The 15,090-nt window shown below is 60.8% G+C and carries 14 protein-coding genes and 1 other RNA gene; 14 read left to right on the top strand and 1 reads right to left on the bottom strand.

Features of this window, described 5'->3' with window-relative positions; translation table 11 throughout:
* The first annotated feature begins 203 nt into the window (after positions 1-203).
* Positions 204-1,550 carry a hypothetical protein gene (locus tag RQH14_RS07675; protein WP_311212715.1) on the top strand — a complete coding sequence of 449 codons (1,347 nt, stop codon included), beginning with the start codon at positions 204-206 and terminating at the stop codon, positions 1,548-1,550.
* Between the two features lie 112 nt (positions 1,551-1,662).
* On the opposite strand, the gene RQH14_RS07670 is transcribed toward RQH14_RS07675, so the two are convergent.
* On the bottom strand, positions 1,663-4,179 hold the full coding sequence (locus RQH14_RS07670; protein ID WP_311212714.1) for a GH25 family lysozyme: 2,517 nt from the start codon (positions 4,177-4,179) through the stop codon (positions 1,663-1,665).
* A 518-nt stretch (positions 4,180-4,697) separates the two neighbouring features.
* Here RQH14_RS07670 and RQH14_RS07665 point away from each other — a divergent pair.
* The 13 genes from RQH14_RS07665 (at position 4,698) to ssrA (ending at position 15,086) form a co-directional block, all read left to right on the top strand.
* Positions 4,698-5,921: an ATPase, T2SS/T4P/T4SS family gene (locus tag RQH14_RS07665; RefSeq protein WP_311212713.1), complete on the top strand. Its 1,224-nt coding sequence runs from the start codon at positions 4,698-4,700 to the stop codon at positions 5,919-5,921.
* Positions 5,921-6,775 carry a type II secretion system F family protein gene (locus RQH14_RS07660; protein ID WP_311212712.1) on the top strand — a complete coding sequence of 285 codons (855 nt, stop codon included), beginning with the start codon at positions 5,921-5,923 and terminating at the stop codon, positions 6,773-6,775. The genes RQH14_RS07665 and RQH14_RS07660 overlap by 1 nt, the downstream gene beginning before the upstream one ends.
* Positions 6,772-7,713, top strand: coding sequence for a type II secretion system F family protein (locus tag RQH14_RS07655; protein WP_311212711.1), 942 nt, complete (start codon positions 6,772-6,774; stop codon positions 7,711-7,713). The genes RQH14_RS07660 and RQH14_RS07655 overlap by 4 nt, the downstream gene beginning before the upstream one ends.
* A gap of 132 nt (positions 7,714-7,845) precedes the next feature.
* Positions 7,846-8,085: a hypothetical protein gene (locus RQH14_RS07650; protein WP_311212710.1), complete on the top strand. Its 240-nt coding sequence runs from the start codon at positions 7,846-7,848 to the stop codon at positions 8,083-8,085.
* A gap of 2 nt (positions 8,086-8,087) precedes the next feature.
* Entirely contained in the window at positions 8,088-8,507 is a 420-nt protein-coding gene (locus RQH14_RS07645; RefSeq protein WP_311212709.1) for a pilus assembly protein, read from the top strand.
* Entirely contained in the window at positions 8,494-9,060 is a 567-nt protein-coding gene (locus RQH14_RS07640) for a hypothetical protein (protein WP_311212708.1), read from the top strand. Before RQH14_RS07645 ends, RQH14_RS07640 begins: the two co-directional genes overlap by 14 nt.
* Positions 9,057-9,512 carry a pilus assembly protein TadG-related protein gene (locus tag RQH14_RS07635; protein WP_311212707.1) on the top strand — a complete coding sequence of 152 codons (456 nt, stop codon included), beginning with the start codon at positions 9,057-9,059 and terminating at the stop codon, positions 9,510-9,512. Before RQH14_RS07640 ends, RQH14_RS07635 begins: the two co-directional genes overlap by 4 nt.
* 75 nt (positions 9,513-9,587) lie before the next feature.
* The gene (gene prfB, locus RQH14_RS07630) at positions 9,588-10,706 is read left to right on the top strand and encodes a peptide chain release factor 2 (RefSeq protein ID WP_311212706.1); all 1,119 of its coding nucleotides are present in this window, start codon (positions 9,588-9,590) and stop codon (positions 10,704-10,706) included.
* Positions 10,707-10,911: 205 nt separating this feature from the next.
* On the top strand, positions 10,912-11,676 hold the full coding sequence (ftsE, locus tag RQH14_RS07625; RefSeq protein ID WP_017198501.1) for a cell division ATP-binding protein FtsE: 765 nt from the start codon (positions 10,912-10,914) through the stop codon (positions 11,674-11,676).
* Entirely contained in the window at positions 11,673-12,587 is a 915-nt protein-coding gene (gene ftsX, locus RQH14_RS07620; protein ID WP_311212705.1) for a permease-like cell division protein FtsX, read from the top strand. Before ftsE ends, ftsX begins: the two co-directional genes overlap by 4 nt.
* 55 nt (positions 12,588-12,642) lie before the next feature.
* Positions 12,643-14,058, top strand: a complete 1,416-nt coding sequence (locus tag RQH14_RS07615; RefSeq protein WP_311212704.1) for a peptidoglycan DD-metalloendopeptidase family protein — start codon at positions 12,643-12,645, stop codon at positions 14,056-14,058.
* A gap of 77 nt (positions 14,059-14,135) precedes the next feature.
* Positions 14,136-14,606 (top strand): SsrA-binding protein SmpB, encoded by a 471-nt coding sequence (gene smpB, locus RQH14_RS07610; RefSeq protein WP_017198498.1) that lies wholly within the window; start codon positions 14,136-14,138, stop codon positions 14,604-14,606.
* A 111-nt stretch (positions 14,607-14,717) separates the two neighbouring features.
* Positions 14,718-15,086, top strand: a transfer-messenger RNA (tmRNA) gene (gene ssrA, locus RQH14_RS07605).
* The last annotated feature ends 4 nt before the right edge of the window (positions 15,087-15,090 follow it).

Here is a 15,090-nt window from a genome sequence, read left to right as displayed (position 1 = left end):
CGTGGAACCCGGCCGGATTTTTCCAGGCCGGGACGGCGCCTAATGGGGCCGATGTCCATCCCTTCCAACCACACAAAACTGCGGGATCACATGGTCTAATGAAAGTGGTCTCACGTATTGGCTGTTCAGCGTATCCGGGAAACGAAATTTGTTGCAGAGCAAACAAAGATCACCCGTTGCGCACAATCAAGGAGTGATCTTTTATGGCGTTCAGAATTGGAACTGCAAGCGCTGACATAACGCCGTCGCTGAGCACCAATCCCTACATGGCCGGATATGGTTCAACTGACGGTGGCCGCGAGGCAACCAGCAGCTCACCCTTTGAGCCGTTGTACGCGCGGGCGATTCTTATCTGGGAAGACGCCCACCCCCACATCATCATCAGCCTGGACGTCCTGGCTTTGCCGCGGGCCATGCATCAAAGGATCCGTGACAGGATCATTGGCCTTACGACGTGGTCCAGCAGCGACATCCTGATCCAGGCGACCCATACGCATAATGGGCCCGCCTTGATTGACACCCTCCACCCCTTCATGGCCTATGGGCTCGCGGACCTGGGTTTGGTGCGTTCCTACAGCGACGATCTTGAAGACACCATAGTGAACCTTGCCCAGGAAGCCCTGGATGCCGATGAAACGGCGGTGACCTTCGACTATAAAGTTTCGAGCCAGAACTTTTCTGCCAACCGGGTAGGGTTGCCATACACCGAAACTGCCGTGCCGATTCTGGTGGCCAGGCGGGGCAACGGGACGCCGGCAGCAGTGATTTTCAGTTATGGATGCCACCCCATCAGCGCAGGCTTGCGGACGCTTTTTGATGGAGATTTCGCTGCAGGTGCCTGCAATTACATTGAAAACCGGAACCCGAATTGTTTTGCGATGTTCGTTCAGGGGCCAGCCGGTGACCAGGATCCGGGTGGAGTCCGCAGTTGGGCACTCAGGGATCAGCACGGGGACGCGTTGGGTGCCACCGTGCACTCAAACATGCAATCGGCGGGGCGTGCGCTGAGCGGCCCCATGGTCACACGCTACCAGGAGGTCCAGTTGCCGCTGGATATCACTCCAACTGCCGGCAATCTGGCCGCCGTGCGCGCTTCCTACGTAGCCCGACTCGCCAACCCCAACGGCCAACCCCAGTGGTACCAGCGCCACGCGCAGGTCATGATCGGGCGGATCGACAGCAACAGTTTTGATACGGCTGTGCCGTCACCCTTCCAAGTGTGGAAATTCAACGGAAGCCCCCAATTGAAGATCGCCATGATAGGTGGTGAACTCGTCAGTGGGTACGCAGCCTACTTCCGTGGAAGGAATGGCGGGAACAACGGAATTATTGTTGGCGGATATGCAAATGAATCATGCTGCTATATCCCCAGCAATGAATTCTTTCCGCCGTTCATGCCGCTTGGCAGCTATGAGGGTGGATGGGAACCTGATTTCCCGGGGATTGCCGGTGGTTCAATGACAGTGTATGGCCACTTGGCTCATTTTAAAGCCGGAACCAATGGCGTGGAGACGACGCTGGTCAATGCGATGAATGCCTTGCTTGCCTAGAGTGTGTCTACTTGATGGCGGGTCGGCCCGAGGACTCCTTGGACCGGCCCGCCGTCACGTCACGACGCTGGCCGCCACTGACGACGCTGGCCGCCACTGACGACGCTGGCCGCTACTTGGCAGCCGGCGCCAGAATTGTCAGGCTGCTCCAGCCAGTGCCGATCTTGGTGGGCGTACCCCACGACTTGTTGGCGCCCACGGGGTAGTACCGGAGGTCCCCGGTGGTGGTCCGCGCGATGATGCCCAGCGACCCGGCACCTGCGAAACCACGGATTGCTGCAAACTCTGACATCACGTTCCACCCCGTGCCCACGACGCCGGCGGGTTCCTGGACGAAGTTTCCGGTGCCGTTGGAACGGTACAGCTTGAGATCGCCAGTGCCCGTCTTGACGAGGAGGTCGGCATTGGAATCCTTGTCAAAGTCCACCTGTGTGATCTCCAGGCCCGTCCAGCCGGCGCCTATGGATACGCCTGTGGAAACGGTTTTCCCGGTGGGGTTGTTGAAGTAATACAACCTGCCCGCGGAGTCGTATCCCACGATTCCGGGATGCGCGTCGGCCTTCTTCCAGGTGCCGACACTCAGCGTCCAGTCTTTCCAGTTGCTCCCCAGGGAGATCGCGGCTCCAAAGCCGCTGCCGTTCCTGCCGGGGTAAACGTTCAAGCGGCCGTCGGACCATTGCGCCACGATGTCCAGGGCGCCATCGCCGTTCCAGTCTGTGACGAAGCCTGCCTTCAAGCCCGCCCAGCCCGTGCCGATGAGGTCTTCCGGCAACAAGGCCGTGGTTCCGGTCCCCGGGTATCGGTAGAGGTTGGCATCGGGGCGGACTGCCACGATGTCCTCTTGGTCGATCCCCAGGGTGGACTCGACGTCAAGTGCTGCACCGCTGATGAGGCTGGCATCGTTCCACCCCACGCCGATGAGGCTGCGGTTGCCCCACGACCCGGATCCGGCGGGGTAGTAGTAGAGGTCCCCGTTCGATGCCCGGGCGTGGAGTCCCTGCGAGTCCGCTCCGTTGAAGTTGACTGCGGAGCTCACTGCCGTCATGCTGCCCCAGCCTGAACCAATGACTCGTCCGGGTTCGCTGATGAAGCTGCCCACACCGTTGGATCGGAAGAGTCGCAGGGTGCCGTCCGTGGTGCGTGTGACGATGTCCTGGTTGCCGTCGCCGTCGAAGTCGATCTGGTTCAGTTGGTGTCCACTGAAACCGGTTCCTATCAGAACACCGTTCCCGAGGCCGCCGCCACCATTGTTCGAGTATCTGTACAGGTTCCCCCGATAGTCCTGTCCGATCACTCCCGGGTAGGCGTCCTTGACGTTCCACCAGCCCACGGTCAGTGACATTTCCTGCCATCCGGAACCGACTTGAATGGGTGCGTAGAAAGAACCCCCGGGAGCTCCCCGGAAGACCTTCAGCGTCCCATCGGACCACTGGGAGAGGATGTCCTGGACGCCGTCCTGGTTCCAGTCCACGACGTAGAGCGCCTTCGCGCCGGACCATCCTGAACCTATGGCCACGGGGCCGGTGATTCTGCCGGCCCCGTTCGCCGGGAAGGCGTCCAAACGCCCTGCCGCGCTGGTGGTCAGGATGTCTGCGGCTGACTTGATGGACGGGTTTGAAGGATTTGAAACCCCGCGGGCAAAGGTCCGCAGCTGGTCGTAGCTGCCGTTGAAGATGTTCGAATCGCCTTCGAAAGGGCCGGTGCTGCTGTACTGCCACATGGTGTAGTCGCCCCAACTGACCGGCATGGAGCCAGGGGAGTTGGTGGGGTTGTTCCAGTAAGAGGCGATCCACAGGGGATAGCTGCCGAATGTGGTGTTGCCAACGCACGTGTTCCACCAATCGGTGGTGCTGTAGATGACCGGGAAGCGGCCGGTCAGGGCTTTGACGGTGTTGCCAAAGTCGGCTGCCCACTGCCCCAACTGCGCTTTGGACATGTCGTAGCAGGTGTTGCCGAAGTAGAACCCGTTGATGGTTCGCCCGGCGTAGGGGTTGTATTCGATGTCCAGGACGGGCGGAAGGGTGTATCCATCATCCGTCCAGCCTCCACCGTTCGCGACGAAATACCGTGCCTGGTCAGCGCCTGATGACCAGTTGGGGATGGCGAAGTGATAGGCACCCCGAACCATGCCCACATTGCGGGAGCCGTTGTACTGCTGGGTGTAGTTCTCGTTGAGGTAGTAATTGCCTTCGGATGCCTTGACGTATGCCCAGCGGGATCCCTGGTTCCACTGGCTTTGCCAGTTCACGTTCCCTTGGTGGGCGCTGACGTCCTGTCCTGCGATGCCGATAGTCGGCCGCCAGTGGCCCGGGTCGGCCGCCATGGGGACGGCGGCGCTGACTGCGCCTCCTACTGCCAGTGAGCCCGAGGCTCCCGACGCATCTTTGCCCTGCTTGGCTGCCAGGACACGGGGAGACCGTTGACCCATTTCCGCGCCGCCCGCCGGGATGGCTGCCAGCATCGCTGCCTTCATGGCTTCAGCGTTCGGTGCGTTGCCAGGCATTTCCTGCTTCTTGGGCGCCTGCTCGCCGGAATCGCTTGTAGGTCCCACCGCCGGCAGCGGCGGTGCCGCAGGTGAAGGTTCGACGGCGGGAGGCGGCTGTTGCTGGCCCGGTGCCTGCTGTGTCACCTGAGGGGTTTCACTGCCCGGGGTGGTTGTGGGGGCAATACCACCTACTGGTTGTGGCCCCTGCGAGGGATTTCCTGATGGGGACGCGGGTGATGGAGCTGGACGTGGTCCGGGCGTCTCTGCCGAGGCGGGCGATCCCAGGCAAGAGCCTGCTAAGAGGGCGATCGTCAGCGCTACGCCAACACGGGTGAGAGGGGTGCGGCGGGACGGTTCACTAGAACGTCTTTTCATCTTCACATCCGGCCCTGTGCCGCGGCTCAGCGGCGCATGGGGTGGCTTGCGGACAAGCTCCGGGGCGGGCGCTTGCGCATGAGACCAAAGGCCAGCTCCTAACGGGCTTTACCCTAACATCCTGAAACTGGAGTGACTAGTGGGATTTGGGTTGCTGACGTGACTGGTGATCCCTAGTTATCCACATGCCCGCTCCACTGGGTTGAAGGGGTGTTGGTGCTCGCTTAGCGTGAATGAGGCGAGATGTTCCTCTCGTTTGACAAACTTCGTGGTCGGTTGGGGAAGAAGTGGATGCTGTAAGGATCGTCGAGGGAGAAGTTCGGGAGCTCATTCGGCGCAGGGGATTGGATCCCCTCGAGCAGGCTTCGGACGTCAGGCTCCTGGTGGAAGCAGCAGTGAATGACTACGACGAACGTGCGCTGTTGGGCCCTCTTCCTTCCCTCGGCCACCTTGAGACTGCCCGGCGGCACATCTTCGATGCGGTGGCCGGCTTCGGGCCGCTGCAGCCGCTCCTGGACGATGCCGCGGTTGAAGAGGTATGGATCAATGCGCCGCACGAAATCTTCGTTGCCCGCAATGGTGAATCGGAACTCACGGGCATCAGCCTGACCGGGCAGCAGGTCAGGGACCTTGTGGAACGAATGCTCAAGAGTTCGGGGCGACGACTGGATCTTTCGTCCCCGTTCGTCGATGCCGCCCTCCCGGACGGTTCGAGGTTGCACGTTGCCATCCCGGACATTACCCGGAAGCACTGGGCGGTCAATATCCGGAAGTTCATTGCGCGGGCAAGCCGTCTGGAGCATTTGGTCGAGCTGGGAAGCCTCACGCCACAGGCCGCACGGTTCCTGGGAGCAGCTGTCGCCAGCGGTCTCAACATCCTCGTATCGGGTGCCACCCAGGCTGGGAAGACCACCATGTTGAACTGCCTGGCTGCCCACATCGGTTCCCGTGAACGTGTCATTACGGTGGAAGAGATCTTCGAACTGCAACTCCCGCTGCGTGACGTCGTCGGATTGCAGTGCCGGCAACCCAATCTGGAAGGGGAAGGCGAAATTCCACTGCGGCGGTTGGTCAAGGAAGCCTTGAGGATGCGGCCGGACAGACTGGTAGTGGGAGAGGTGCGGGAAGCCGAGAGCCTCGACATGCTGATTGCGCTTAACTCCGGGTTGCCAGGCATGTGCACCGTCCATGCCAATTCCGCACATGATGCAGTGACTAAGATCTGCACGCTCCCGCTCCTGGCAGGGGCAAATATTTCCAGTGCCTTCGTGGTGCCGACAGTGGCATCCTGCATCGACCTCGTAGTGCATTGCAGCCGCCACTCCACGGGCCGCAGGCAGGTGACTGAGATCCTCTCACTCGGACGGAGGGTCGAAAACGGAATCATCGAGTCCTCGGTTGTGTTCGGCATGGTCGGCTCGCAACTGCTGCCCCGGGCCAACTCCATGCCCGCCGCGGAGAAGTTCGCCCGGGCAGGCTTCGATGTCGCCGCACTTCTGGAATTGAACTGATGGCGTCCCTTCTCGGCATCCTCTGCGGACTTGGGGTGTTCCTCGTCTGGTGGTCCGCATGGGTACAACCGCCGGCAGAAGCAAAAGAATCAGGCCCCGGGCGCCTTGAGCTGCTGCTCACCTCAGCAGGCATTGAAAAAGTAACGGGTGGAGGTCTTCTTCTCACGTGCGCGGGCTTCGGCCTCTTCGCATTGCTGGTGTTCTTCGTCATCACGGGGTCGCCGCCGGTTGCAGCCTGCTTTTCGCTCTTTGGTTCGTGGGTTCCTTTCGCAGCGGTCCGTTGGCGGGCACGCAAGCGCCGGGCCGCGCTTCGGCTATTGTGGCCGGACGTTGTGGACCACTTGCGCTCAGCCATACGAGCTGGTCTCGCCTTGCCGGAAGCGCTGATCCAATTGGGAGATAAGGGACCGGAAGAACTTCGCACGCTGTTCGTGGACTTTGGGGCCGACTACAGATCCGGCGGACAGTTTGAGGCCGCCCTTAACAGGCTGAAAGCACGGCTGGCAGACCCTGTCGCAGACCGAATCATCGAGGCACTCAGAATGACCCGCGAGGTAGGCGGTTCGGATCTCGGCCGTATGCTCGGCACTCTCTCCGAGTTCCTGCGAGACAGCGCACGCACTCGAAGCGAACTCGAAGCCCGACAGTCATGGACCATCAATGCAGCGCGGCTGGCCGTAGCGGCGCCCTGGGTGGTCCTCGTCGTCATGGCAAGCCGGCCTGAAGCAATGCTGGCCTACAACTCGGGCACAGGAGCCATGGTCTTGCTCGGTGGGCTGTTGGTATCCGTTGTCAGCTATTCCGTGATGCTGCGGGTTGGAGCGTTACCAGAGGATCAACGGGTTCTTCGATGACCACTACCACCGCGTTTGCCGTGCTCTGCGGGCTGCTTCTTGGGGCGGGTTGCTGGTTGATCCTGGTGCGGCTCCCGTTCATGCGAAAGAACACCTTTGCGGACCGCATCGAGGCCCAGCTGAGATCCAGGAACCTGGAATCTCGGCTCCTGCGCACGCCAACTCATAACCTCACGCCGTTCGGGCCGCTGGAGAGGATAGTGCGTCCCATCATTGGTGACGCCATCACGTACCTGTCCCGGTTCAACATCGGGTCTGCAGCACTGGGAAAGAGGCTGGCGCGCGCTGGTTCTTCCAAATCCACGCTGGACTTCCGAGCCGAACAGCTCCTTTGGGCCTGCGCAGGCTTCGTAGTGGGAGTACTTGTCGTCGTGATAAGCGCCGCCGCAGGCCAGTTCAGCCCTGCTTTCCTTGTTGCTTGTGTCATCTCAGGCGCAGCCGGGGGTTACGTGCTCCGGGACTACGTTCTGGGACAACGGATCAGGAAGCGGGAATCGGCGATGCTGTCCGAATTTCCGAGTCTCGCAGAGTTGATGGCGCTCGCCGTTGCTGCAGGCGAGAGCGCCATGGGCGCCATGGACAGGGTAAGCCGCAGTTCCAAGGGGGAACTCTCAGCAGAGTTTGGTCTTGTCCTCGCCGATGCCAGATCCGGCAAATCACTGTCCGAGGCACTCCAAGCGTTCTCCATGAGGTCGGAGCTGCCTCCCCTGGCCAGGTTTTTTGACGGGTTGGTGGTCGCGGTGGAACGGGGGACGCCCTTGGCCGATGTCCTCCGGGCACAGGCTGCGGACGTTCGCGACGCCGCAAAACGCGAGCTCATGGAGTCCGCGGGCAGAAAAGAAATCGCCATGATGGTGCCGCTCGTTTTCGGGGTGCTCCCGCTCACTGTTATCTTCGCTGCCTTCCCGGCCGTAGCGGCGCTGGAAATCAGCCTGTAAGCCTTCGCCGGGGCCGCCAAAGGAGTTCCATCCATCGAAGCAATCCAGCCCATGGAAGCAGCATTTTCCACGTAACCATCGCATCACTTCACGTCATATCCGCATACCGATCCATTCATCTTGGGGAGAACCATGAACCGCATTGCAAGCAGAATGTCCGCCACCTCTTTCCTGAACCGTGTCAGCGCCTCGTGGGTCCTGGCAGTCGCGTTCAGGGGACAGCCCTGTGCCGAGGATCGAGATCGAGGGGACGTGCCTGGCTGGGTCATGATCACCCTGATGTCGGCCGTCTTGGTCGCTGGCCTTCTTGCCTTGGCCGCTCCTGCTTTGGAGGGCCTGTTCGATCAGGCGATAAAGAAAGTGGGCCAGTAGGAGTGCGGCCGGAACCCTCCGCTGGTTCACGTCTTCGGACCAATCAACGGCGGAGCGTCTCCGACGAGTGCGGGTCCGCCGTTGTCGACTTTGTCTTGGTCGGCGCGCTGCTGACGCTGTTTTTCATGGCGATCGTTCAGCTCACCTTGGTGTTGCATGTCAGAAACACCCTGATTGATGCTGCGGCCTCCGGTGCTCGGTATGGGGCCTTGGCGGACCGCACGCCGGCAGATGCCCGGGCGCGGACCGCGGAGTTGATTCACTCGGCCTTGAATGGCGACTTTTCCGGAGACATCGCATGCAGCGATGTCATAGTGGACGGAGTCCGCACCTTGGAGGTGACGGTGAAGGCGCCCATGCCAGTTGTCGGGCTCTTAGGTCCCCGTGGGTTGCTGGAGGTGAAAGGTCATGCAGTGTACTGAACCGCCCCTGAAGCTGCTGGCAGCCTTCCTGCAACGGACGCGCGAAGCCATGTGTCTGTCTGTAGAGCCGGCTGGAGCGCCTGCTGGGGATCCAGCCGAGGTGACCACCCGGGAAAGCAGGAGAGACAACCGGGCGCCAGAAAGCGAACAGGGCAGTGCCGTGGTGGAATTTATCTTCCTGGCCGTATTGCTCATGGTTCCGGTGGTCTACTTCGTGGTGACAGTGGGGCAAATCCAAGGTGGGTCTCTTGCGGTGGTCGGTGCCGCCGACCAAGCCGCAAAGGTCTTCGTGGCCCGGAGTGCCCTTCCCGATGCCAGGGCTGCAGCTGAACGGGCGGTCTTCCTTGCCCTGGGGGACTACGGGCACGCCCCGGACCAAGCCAATGTTGAGGTGGCGTGTGACAGAGCGGACTGTCTGTCGGCAGGAGCAAAGGTGACGGTGACGGTTTCCCTGGACGTTCCCTTGCCCTTGATGCCCTTCGGGGATTCGGTGGGCTTGAGCGCCGCCCGTTTGAGTGCGTCGGCCACTCAAGTTGTGGGGCGCTTCCTGTGACGACGCTGCGTCGCCGTGGCGAAGCCCGCGAAGAGGGTCAGATCGCTGTTCTCATTATTGGCTTCGTTGTGCTGGCGCTCCTTCTGGCAACAGCGGTTATGGCTGTCTCGGCCGTCTACCTGGAGTACAAAAAACTGTTGTCACTTGCGGACGGAGCCGCGCTGGCCGCCGCCGACACCTTCATGGTGGGAGATATGGGAACCGGGACCCGTCCCGGCCCGACGTTGGTCGATGAGCGCGTGCGGTCCGGGGCATACTCCTACCTTTCCGGAACCGACGCCTCTTCCCATCATGATCGCCTTGCCTTGACGGCCGGAACGGGCAGCGAACCCGGCGGCACGGCTGTGGTGGTCCTTACCGCTGTGGCCCATCCTCCGGTTATCAGCTTCCTCTTGCCGGACGGGATCCTGGTAGAGGCCCGATCGGTAGCCCGCTCATCGCTGACCCAATAATGTCCGGGTCATGGTCCTGCATGAAAGAACCGGGCCGTCGGGGGAGCGCGACGGATAGCGTACGCTGGGATGACCATGGCTGAGATAGATTTTCCCGCAGAAATCCGCGCACTTCGCGCAACTTACAGCTCCATCGAGAACGTTACCGATGTTGATGCACTCAAAGCTGAGATCGCTGAACTGAGCGAGCAAGCCGGAGCCCCGGACCTTTGGGATGACCCGGCTTCAGCCCAGGTGATTACCTCGAGGTTGTCACACCGGCAGTCGGAAGTTGAGCGTCTTTCCAAGCTGGACTCCCGGATCGATGACCTTGAAGTCCTAGTGGAGCTCGGCCAGGACGAGGGCGACGAAGACTCCATGGCGGAAGCTGCGAAGGAGTTGTCGTCCATTCGCAAGGCTCTGGCGGAACTTGAAATCACCACACTCTTGGCAGGCGAGTACGACGAACGCGAAGCTGTGGTTACCATCCGCGCGGGCGCCGGCGGAGTCGACGCAGCAGATTTCGCCGAGATGCTGATGCGGATGTACCTGCGCTGGGCAGAACGCCACGGGTACCCGACCACCGTGATGGATACCTCCTATGCCGAGGAGGCGGGACTGAAATCGGCCACGTTCGAGGTCAAGGCGCCGTACGCGTTCGGCACGTTGAGCGTCGAAGCAGGAACACACCGGTTGGTCCGCATCAGTCCTTTCGACAACCAAGGCCGCCGACAGACGTCCTTCGCGGCAGTCGAAGTCATTCCGTTGATCGAACAGACGGACTCCATCGAAATTCCGGACAACGAAATTCGTGTTGACGTCTTCCGTTCTTCGGGACCGGGCGGCCAGTCGGTCAACACCACTGACTCTGCGGTACGACTGACCCACATTCCCACGGGCATTGTGGTCTCGATGCAGAACGAAAAATCGCAGCTCCAGAACCGGGCGGCAGCCATGCGAGTTCTTCAGTCCCGCCTTCTGCTGGTCAAGAAGGAGCAACAGGACGCCGAAAAGAAGGCACTGGCAGGGGATGTCAAAGCGTCCTGGGGTGACCAGATGCGCTCCTACGTTCTCAATCCGTACCAGATGGTCAAGGATCTGCGAACGGAACATGAAGTGGGCAACACGTCTGCAGTGCTGGACGGCGACATTGACGACTTCATTGACGCCGGCATCCGTTGGCGTACGGGCAACCGTAACGCCGCTGCTAACTAAAGCCGCTGCCAACTAAAACGGAGACAAGCGGAATCCGGGGGCGTCAACCCTCGGGATTCTGCGACACGCCCTTCAAAGCCAGGTAAATCCGACTTACCCGTGCGTATAGTCGAGTGGCCGGTGCTCTCACTTCCCCCATCGAAAGCCCGCGCTCCGGCTGTTGGACTGGGCGACTATGTCATGTCCGGCGGGGTTCTAAAGGGCCATGATCAGATTTGAGAATGTCACCAAGGTCTACGAGCAGAATGCCCGACCGGCGCTCGACTCTGTCAGCCTTGAGATCAACCGCGGCGAATTCACCTTCCTTGTAGGTGCGTCGGGCTCAGGCAAGTCCACCTTTCTTCGCTTGATCCTGAAGGAAGATAAAGCCTCGTCGGGATCTGTGTATGTTGCCGGGCAAAACGTGGCCAACATTTCGAGCTGGCGTGTACCCAAGCTTCGTCGCGGCATCGGCGTGGTTTTCCAGGACTTCCGCCTGCTGCCGCAAAAGAATGTCTTTGCCAACGTTGCCTTCGCGATGCAGGTGATCGGCAAGAGCCGTTCAATTATCCGCGAAACAGTTCCCGAAGTCCTGAAGACCGTGGGCCTGGAAGGCAAAGAGCGCCGCATGCCCCACGAACTTTCAGGTGGCGAACAGCAGCGCGTGGCGATCGCCCGCGCCGTCGTGAATCGTCCCGGCATCCTGCTGGCGGACGAACCGACGGGCAACCTGGACCCCATCACCTCGATGGGAATCATGGGAGTCCTGGACAAGATCAACCAGAACGGCACCACAGTAGTCATGGCAACCCACGACGACGACATCGTCAATGAAATGCGCCGCCGCGTGGTGGAGCTCAAGAACGGCAAGGTCATTCGAGACGAAGCCAAGGCCCTCTACACCTCGATGATTCCGGTGGTTGGCGAATCGCGCCGTCTGCGGGATGCCAGCGGCGAGGAACTCAACCGTGCACAGGGGGCGCAGCTGTGAGGCTCCTGTTTATCCTGGGGGAAATCGGCAGTGGCCTCCGCCGGAACCTTTCCATGGTCATTTCGGTGGTCCTGGTGACGTTCGTTTCCTTGACGTTCGTGGGTGCGGCCGGAATGCTGCAGATGCAGATCAACCAGATGAAGGGCTACTGGTACGACAAAGTCCAGGTGGCAGTCTTCCTCTGCAACGACGGTTCGACGGCGGTCGGCTGCGCTTCGGGACCGGCCACCAAGGAGCAGCAGGAGAACCTGCAGGCAATGCTTGAGTCGCCGGCGGTCAAGCAATACATCAACGATTTCCAGTTCGAGTCCCAGACTGAGGCCTACACGCACTTCAAGGAACAGTTCTCCAATTCACCGATTGTGGATTCGGTGTCCGAGGACCAGCTGCCGGCCTCCTTCCGGATCAACATGAAGAACCCGGAAAAGTACCAGATCATCAGTGAGACGTTCTCCTCCCAGCCGGGAGTCGAGACGGTCAGCGACCAGCGGCAGGTCCTGGAACGCATCTTTTCCTGGATGAACGGGGCGTCGGTTGCTGCGATGGGTGTAGCCGTGGTCATGATCTTCTGCGCGGTGCTGCTTATTACCACCACCATCCGGCTTTCTGCCTTCAGCAGACGCCGGGAAACGGGGATCATGCGGCTCGTCGGTGCGTCCAAAACAGTCATCCAGCTACCGTTCATCCTGGAGGGTGTGATCGCTGCTGTCGTGGGCGCAGTACTTGCCTCGGTCACCCTGTGGTTGATGGCGCACTTCTGGCTTAACGGGGATCTGTCGACACAGTTCCTCAACACCCCCTTTATTTCCTCTACCCAAGTGCTGGTCATCGCGCCCGTGCTGATCGCCTTGGGTGCGGGTCTGGCCGGGATATCCTCTCTCTTGACCCTCCGGCGATACCTGAAGGTCTAGCGATGACCGCCGAGACCCGATCACCCTTCATGCTGACAATCGAAAAGGACTCCTGATGACCGCGTTGGACCCGAACTCCCTGCGCCGGCGCTTTGCGTCGGGCAATGCTCGGATCATGGGTGCCGTGATTGCTGTGGGTCTGGCCGTCAGCCTCCTGTCGGGCGCTCCTGCTGCCCAGGCCGACAACCTTGAAGACCAGCAAGCCGCACTTGAGGCTGAAGCGGCCAGGGTTCAGGCGTCCCTTGAGTTCGTCGATGCCAACATCGCCAAAGCTGCCGGCGACCTGGTGATCTACCAGGGCCGCCTTCCCGGCGCCCAGCAGGCATTGCTTGAGGCGCAGGGCCGGGTGGCGAGTGCGGTCAAGGAAGTTGAAGCCTTGGCGGCCAGGGTGGAGCTTGCCCAGCAAAACAAAGCCAAGATCACCGAGCAGTTGGAAAGTGATAAGCAGAAAATCACTGATACCAAGAAATTGATCGGTCAGATCGCCTCCCAGGCTTACAAGTCCGGTGGCGTTCCCACCAATATCGCTCTTTTGTTCGGGTCCAGTGAGTCGGGCAACCTGACTGAGTCCATGGACCTGGCGGACCAGGCCATGCGCAGCCAGAACGCTGCCATGACCAAGCTGACCCAGCAGAACGCCACGAACGTGAATTCCCAGGCGCGGCTCGTCGCCGTCGAGGAAGAGATCCAGGACCTCAAGGCGAAAGCAGACGCTGCGCTTGACCGGGAGAAGTCGGCCAGGGACGAGGCTGCGAACAAGAAAGCTGAAGTCGACAAGCTGATTGAAGACACCACTCGCCTGAACGGGCAGCTTCAGGCCGCCAAACCGGGTATCGAAGCCAACCTGGCCCGGGTGAAGGCCGAGCAGAACACTGTGGCCGCTGAAATCGTGGAGCGCGACCGGAAACTCAGGGAAGCCTGGGAAGCGGAGCAGCGCCGCCTTGCTGAAGAGGCTGCCGCAGCCGCAGCCGCCGCGGCTGCGGCCCAGGGCCGGCCGGCGCCACCAGAGCAGCCGTATGTTCCCCCGGCAGCTGGTTCTCCGTCCGCCTTCGGGCTGCGTCACCCCTTTGCCAGCTATGTTCCCATTACCTCCGGCTTCGGCTGGCGCGCAACGCCCCCGGGGACCATCGACTTCTACGGCACGGGTGGCTACATGCACACCGGCATCGACTTCGGCGCCGCCTGTGGCACACCCGTCTACGCGGCGGCCGCAGGGGAGGTCTTCAACTCAGGATGGAACTCAGCAGACGGTGGTGGATGGCGTGTGAAGCTGTCCCATGGTGTGGTCCAGGGCAACTCGTTGACCACCATCTACTACCACAACAGCAGCATCGTGGTGTCGAACGGTCAACGCGTCTCGGCCGGCCAACTCATCGCGTACTCGGGAAGCACCGGTAACTCGACCGGTTGCCACGCGCACTTCGAAACGTGGTTGAACGGTTCGGCTGTGGATCCCATGAACCTTCTCTAGTGTGTGGCGCAGTGCGCGGGAGGCCCCCGGCGCTGGCGTACACTAGTTGAAATCCGCATCTAACAAGGAGTTCTACCGTGCCCAAGGAAAGTGGCCGTAAGGTAGTGGCCACCAATCGGAAGGCCCGGCATAACTACCATGTCCTGGACACCTATGAGGCCGGCATCGCCCTCATGGGAACAGAAGTGAAGTCCCTCCGTGAGGGCCATGCCTCCATGGTGGACGGCTTCTGCACCTTCTACAACGACGAGCTGTGGATGGAAGGTATCCACATCCCTGAGTATCACCAAGGGAGCTGGACCAACCACGCCGCGCGCCGGCGTCGTAAGCTCTTGCTTCATCGCGATGAACTGGACAAAATCTCGCAGAAGATCCGTGAGTCCGGCTTTACCGTGGTGCCGCTCCAGTTGTACTTCCTGGACGGCCGCGCCAAAGTGGAAATCGCCATTGCCCGAGGCAAGAAGGATTACGACAAGCGCCAAACGCTGCGTGAGCAGCAGGACAAGCGTGAATCGCTGCGTGAGTTGCGGGAACGCAACCGCCGGTAGCGCCACGCCCACCGGGCCGTGGAATGTTCCACCGGATGAATGCGTTATGATGAGTAGTCCGAAGGGAATTCGACGTAGTCGATGATCCTTTCGGGATTGGTAACAAAATACGGGGATGATCGGTTTCGACGATGTTAGTCGCGACAGGTGAAGCGGGCCGAGGATGCAGAATTATCTCGTAAACGCTGTCTGCAAACCAATAAGTGCCGAATCTAAGCGCACTGACTTCGCTCTCGCTGCCTAAGCAGTAAGACAGTCCGTCAGCCCGGGGTTGCTATCGCCCCGGTTCCTGGCGTCATTTAGATAGCCACTGCTGTTTGCCTTCGTCATTGAGGTAAACGGGACTCTTAGATGACTGGGCCCGGATCAGCCACCTGTTCGCAGGATGGCTGGGGCCGAGAAAATCCGACGCGAACTGCGCCCGGAGAAGCCCTGACAAAACGACATCGGACGGGGGTTCAATTCCCCCCATCTCCACCCACGG

This window comes from Arthrobacter sp. WCS2018Hpa-7, from assembly GCF_031843805.1.
GTDB lineage: Bacteria > Actinomycetota > Actinomycetes > Actinomycetales > Micrococcaceae > Arthrobacter.
This window is presented reverse-complemented; position numbering and strand designations above follow the sequence as displayed.

Excerpts from the sequence above, each read along its gene's own strand:
- RQH14_RS07650 (WP_311212710.1), top strand. The coding sequence starts at position 7,846 with ATGAACCGCATTGCAAGCAGAATGTCCGCCACCTCTTTCCTGAACCGT.
- RQH14_RS07640 (WP_311212708.1), top strand. The coding sequence starts at position 8,494 with ATGCAGTGTACTGAACCGCCCCTGAAGCTGCTGGCAGCCTTCCTGCAA.
- RQH14_RS07675 (WP_311212715.1), top strand. The coding sequence starts at position 204 with ATGGCGTTCAGAATTGGAACTGCAAGCGCTGACATAACGCCGTCGCTG.
- prfB (WP_311212706.1), top strand. The coding sequence starts at position 9,588 with ATGGCTGAGATAGATTTTCCCGCAGAAATCCGCGCACTTCGCGCAACT.
- RQH14_RS07615 (WP_311212704.1), top strand. The coding sequence starts at position 12,643 with ATGACCGCGTTGGACCCGAACTCCCTGCGCCGGCGCTTTGCGTCGGGC.
- ftsE (WP_017198501.1), top strand. The coding sequence starts at position 10,912 with ATGATCAGATTTGAGAATGTCACCAAGGTCTACGAGCAGAATGCCCGA.
- RQH14_RS07660 (WP_311212712.1), top strand. The coding sequence starts at position 5,921 with ATGGCGTCCCTTCTCGGCATCCTCTGCGGACTTGGGGTGTTCCTCGTC.
- RQH14_RS07655 (WP_311212711.1), top strand. The coding sequence starts at position 6,772 with ATGACCACTACCACCGCGTTTGCCGTGCTCTGCGGGCTGCTTCTTGGG.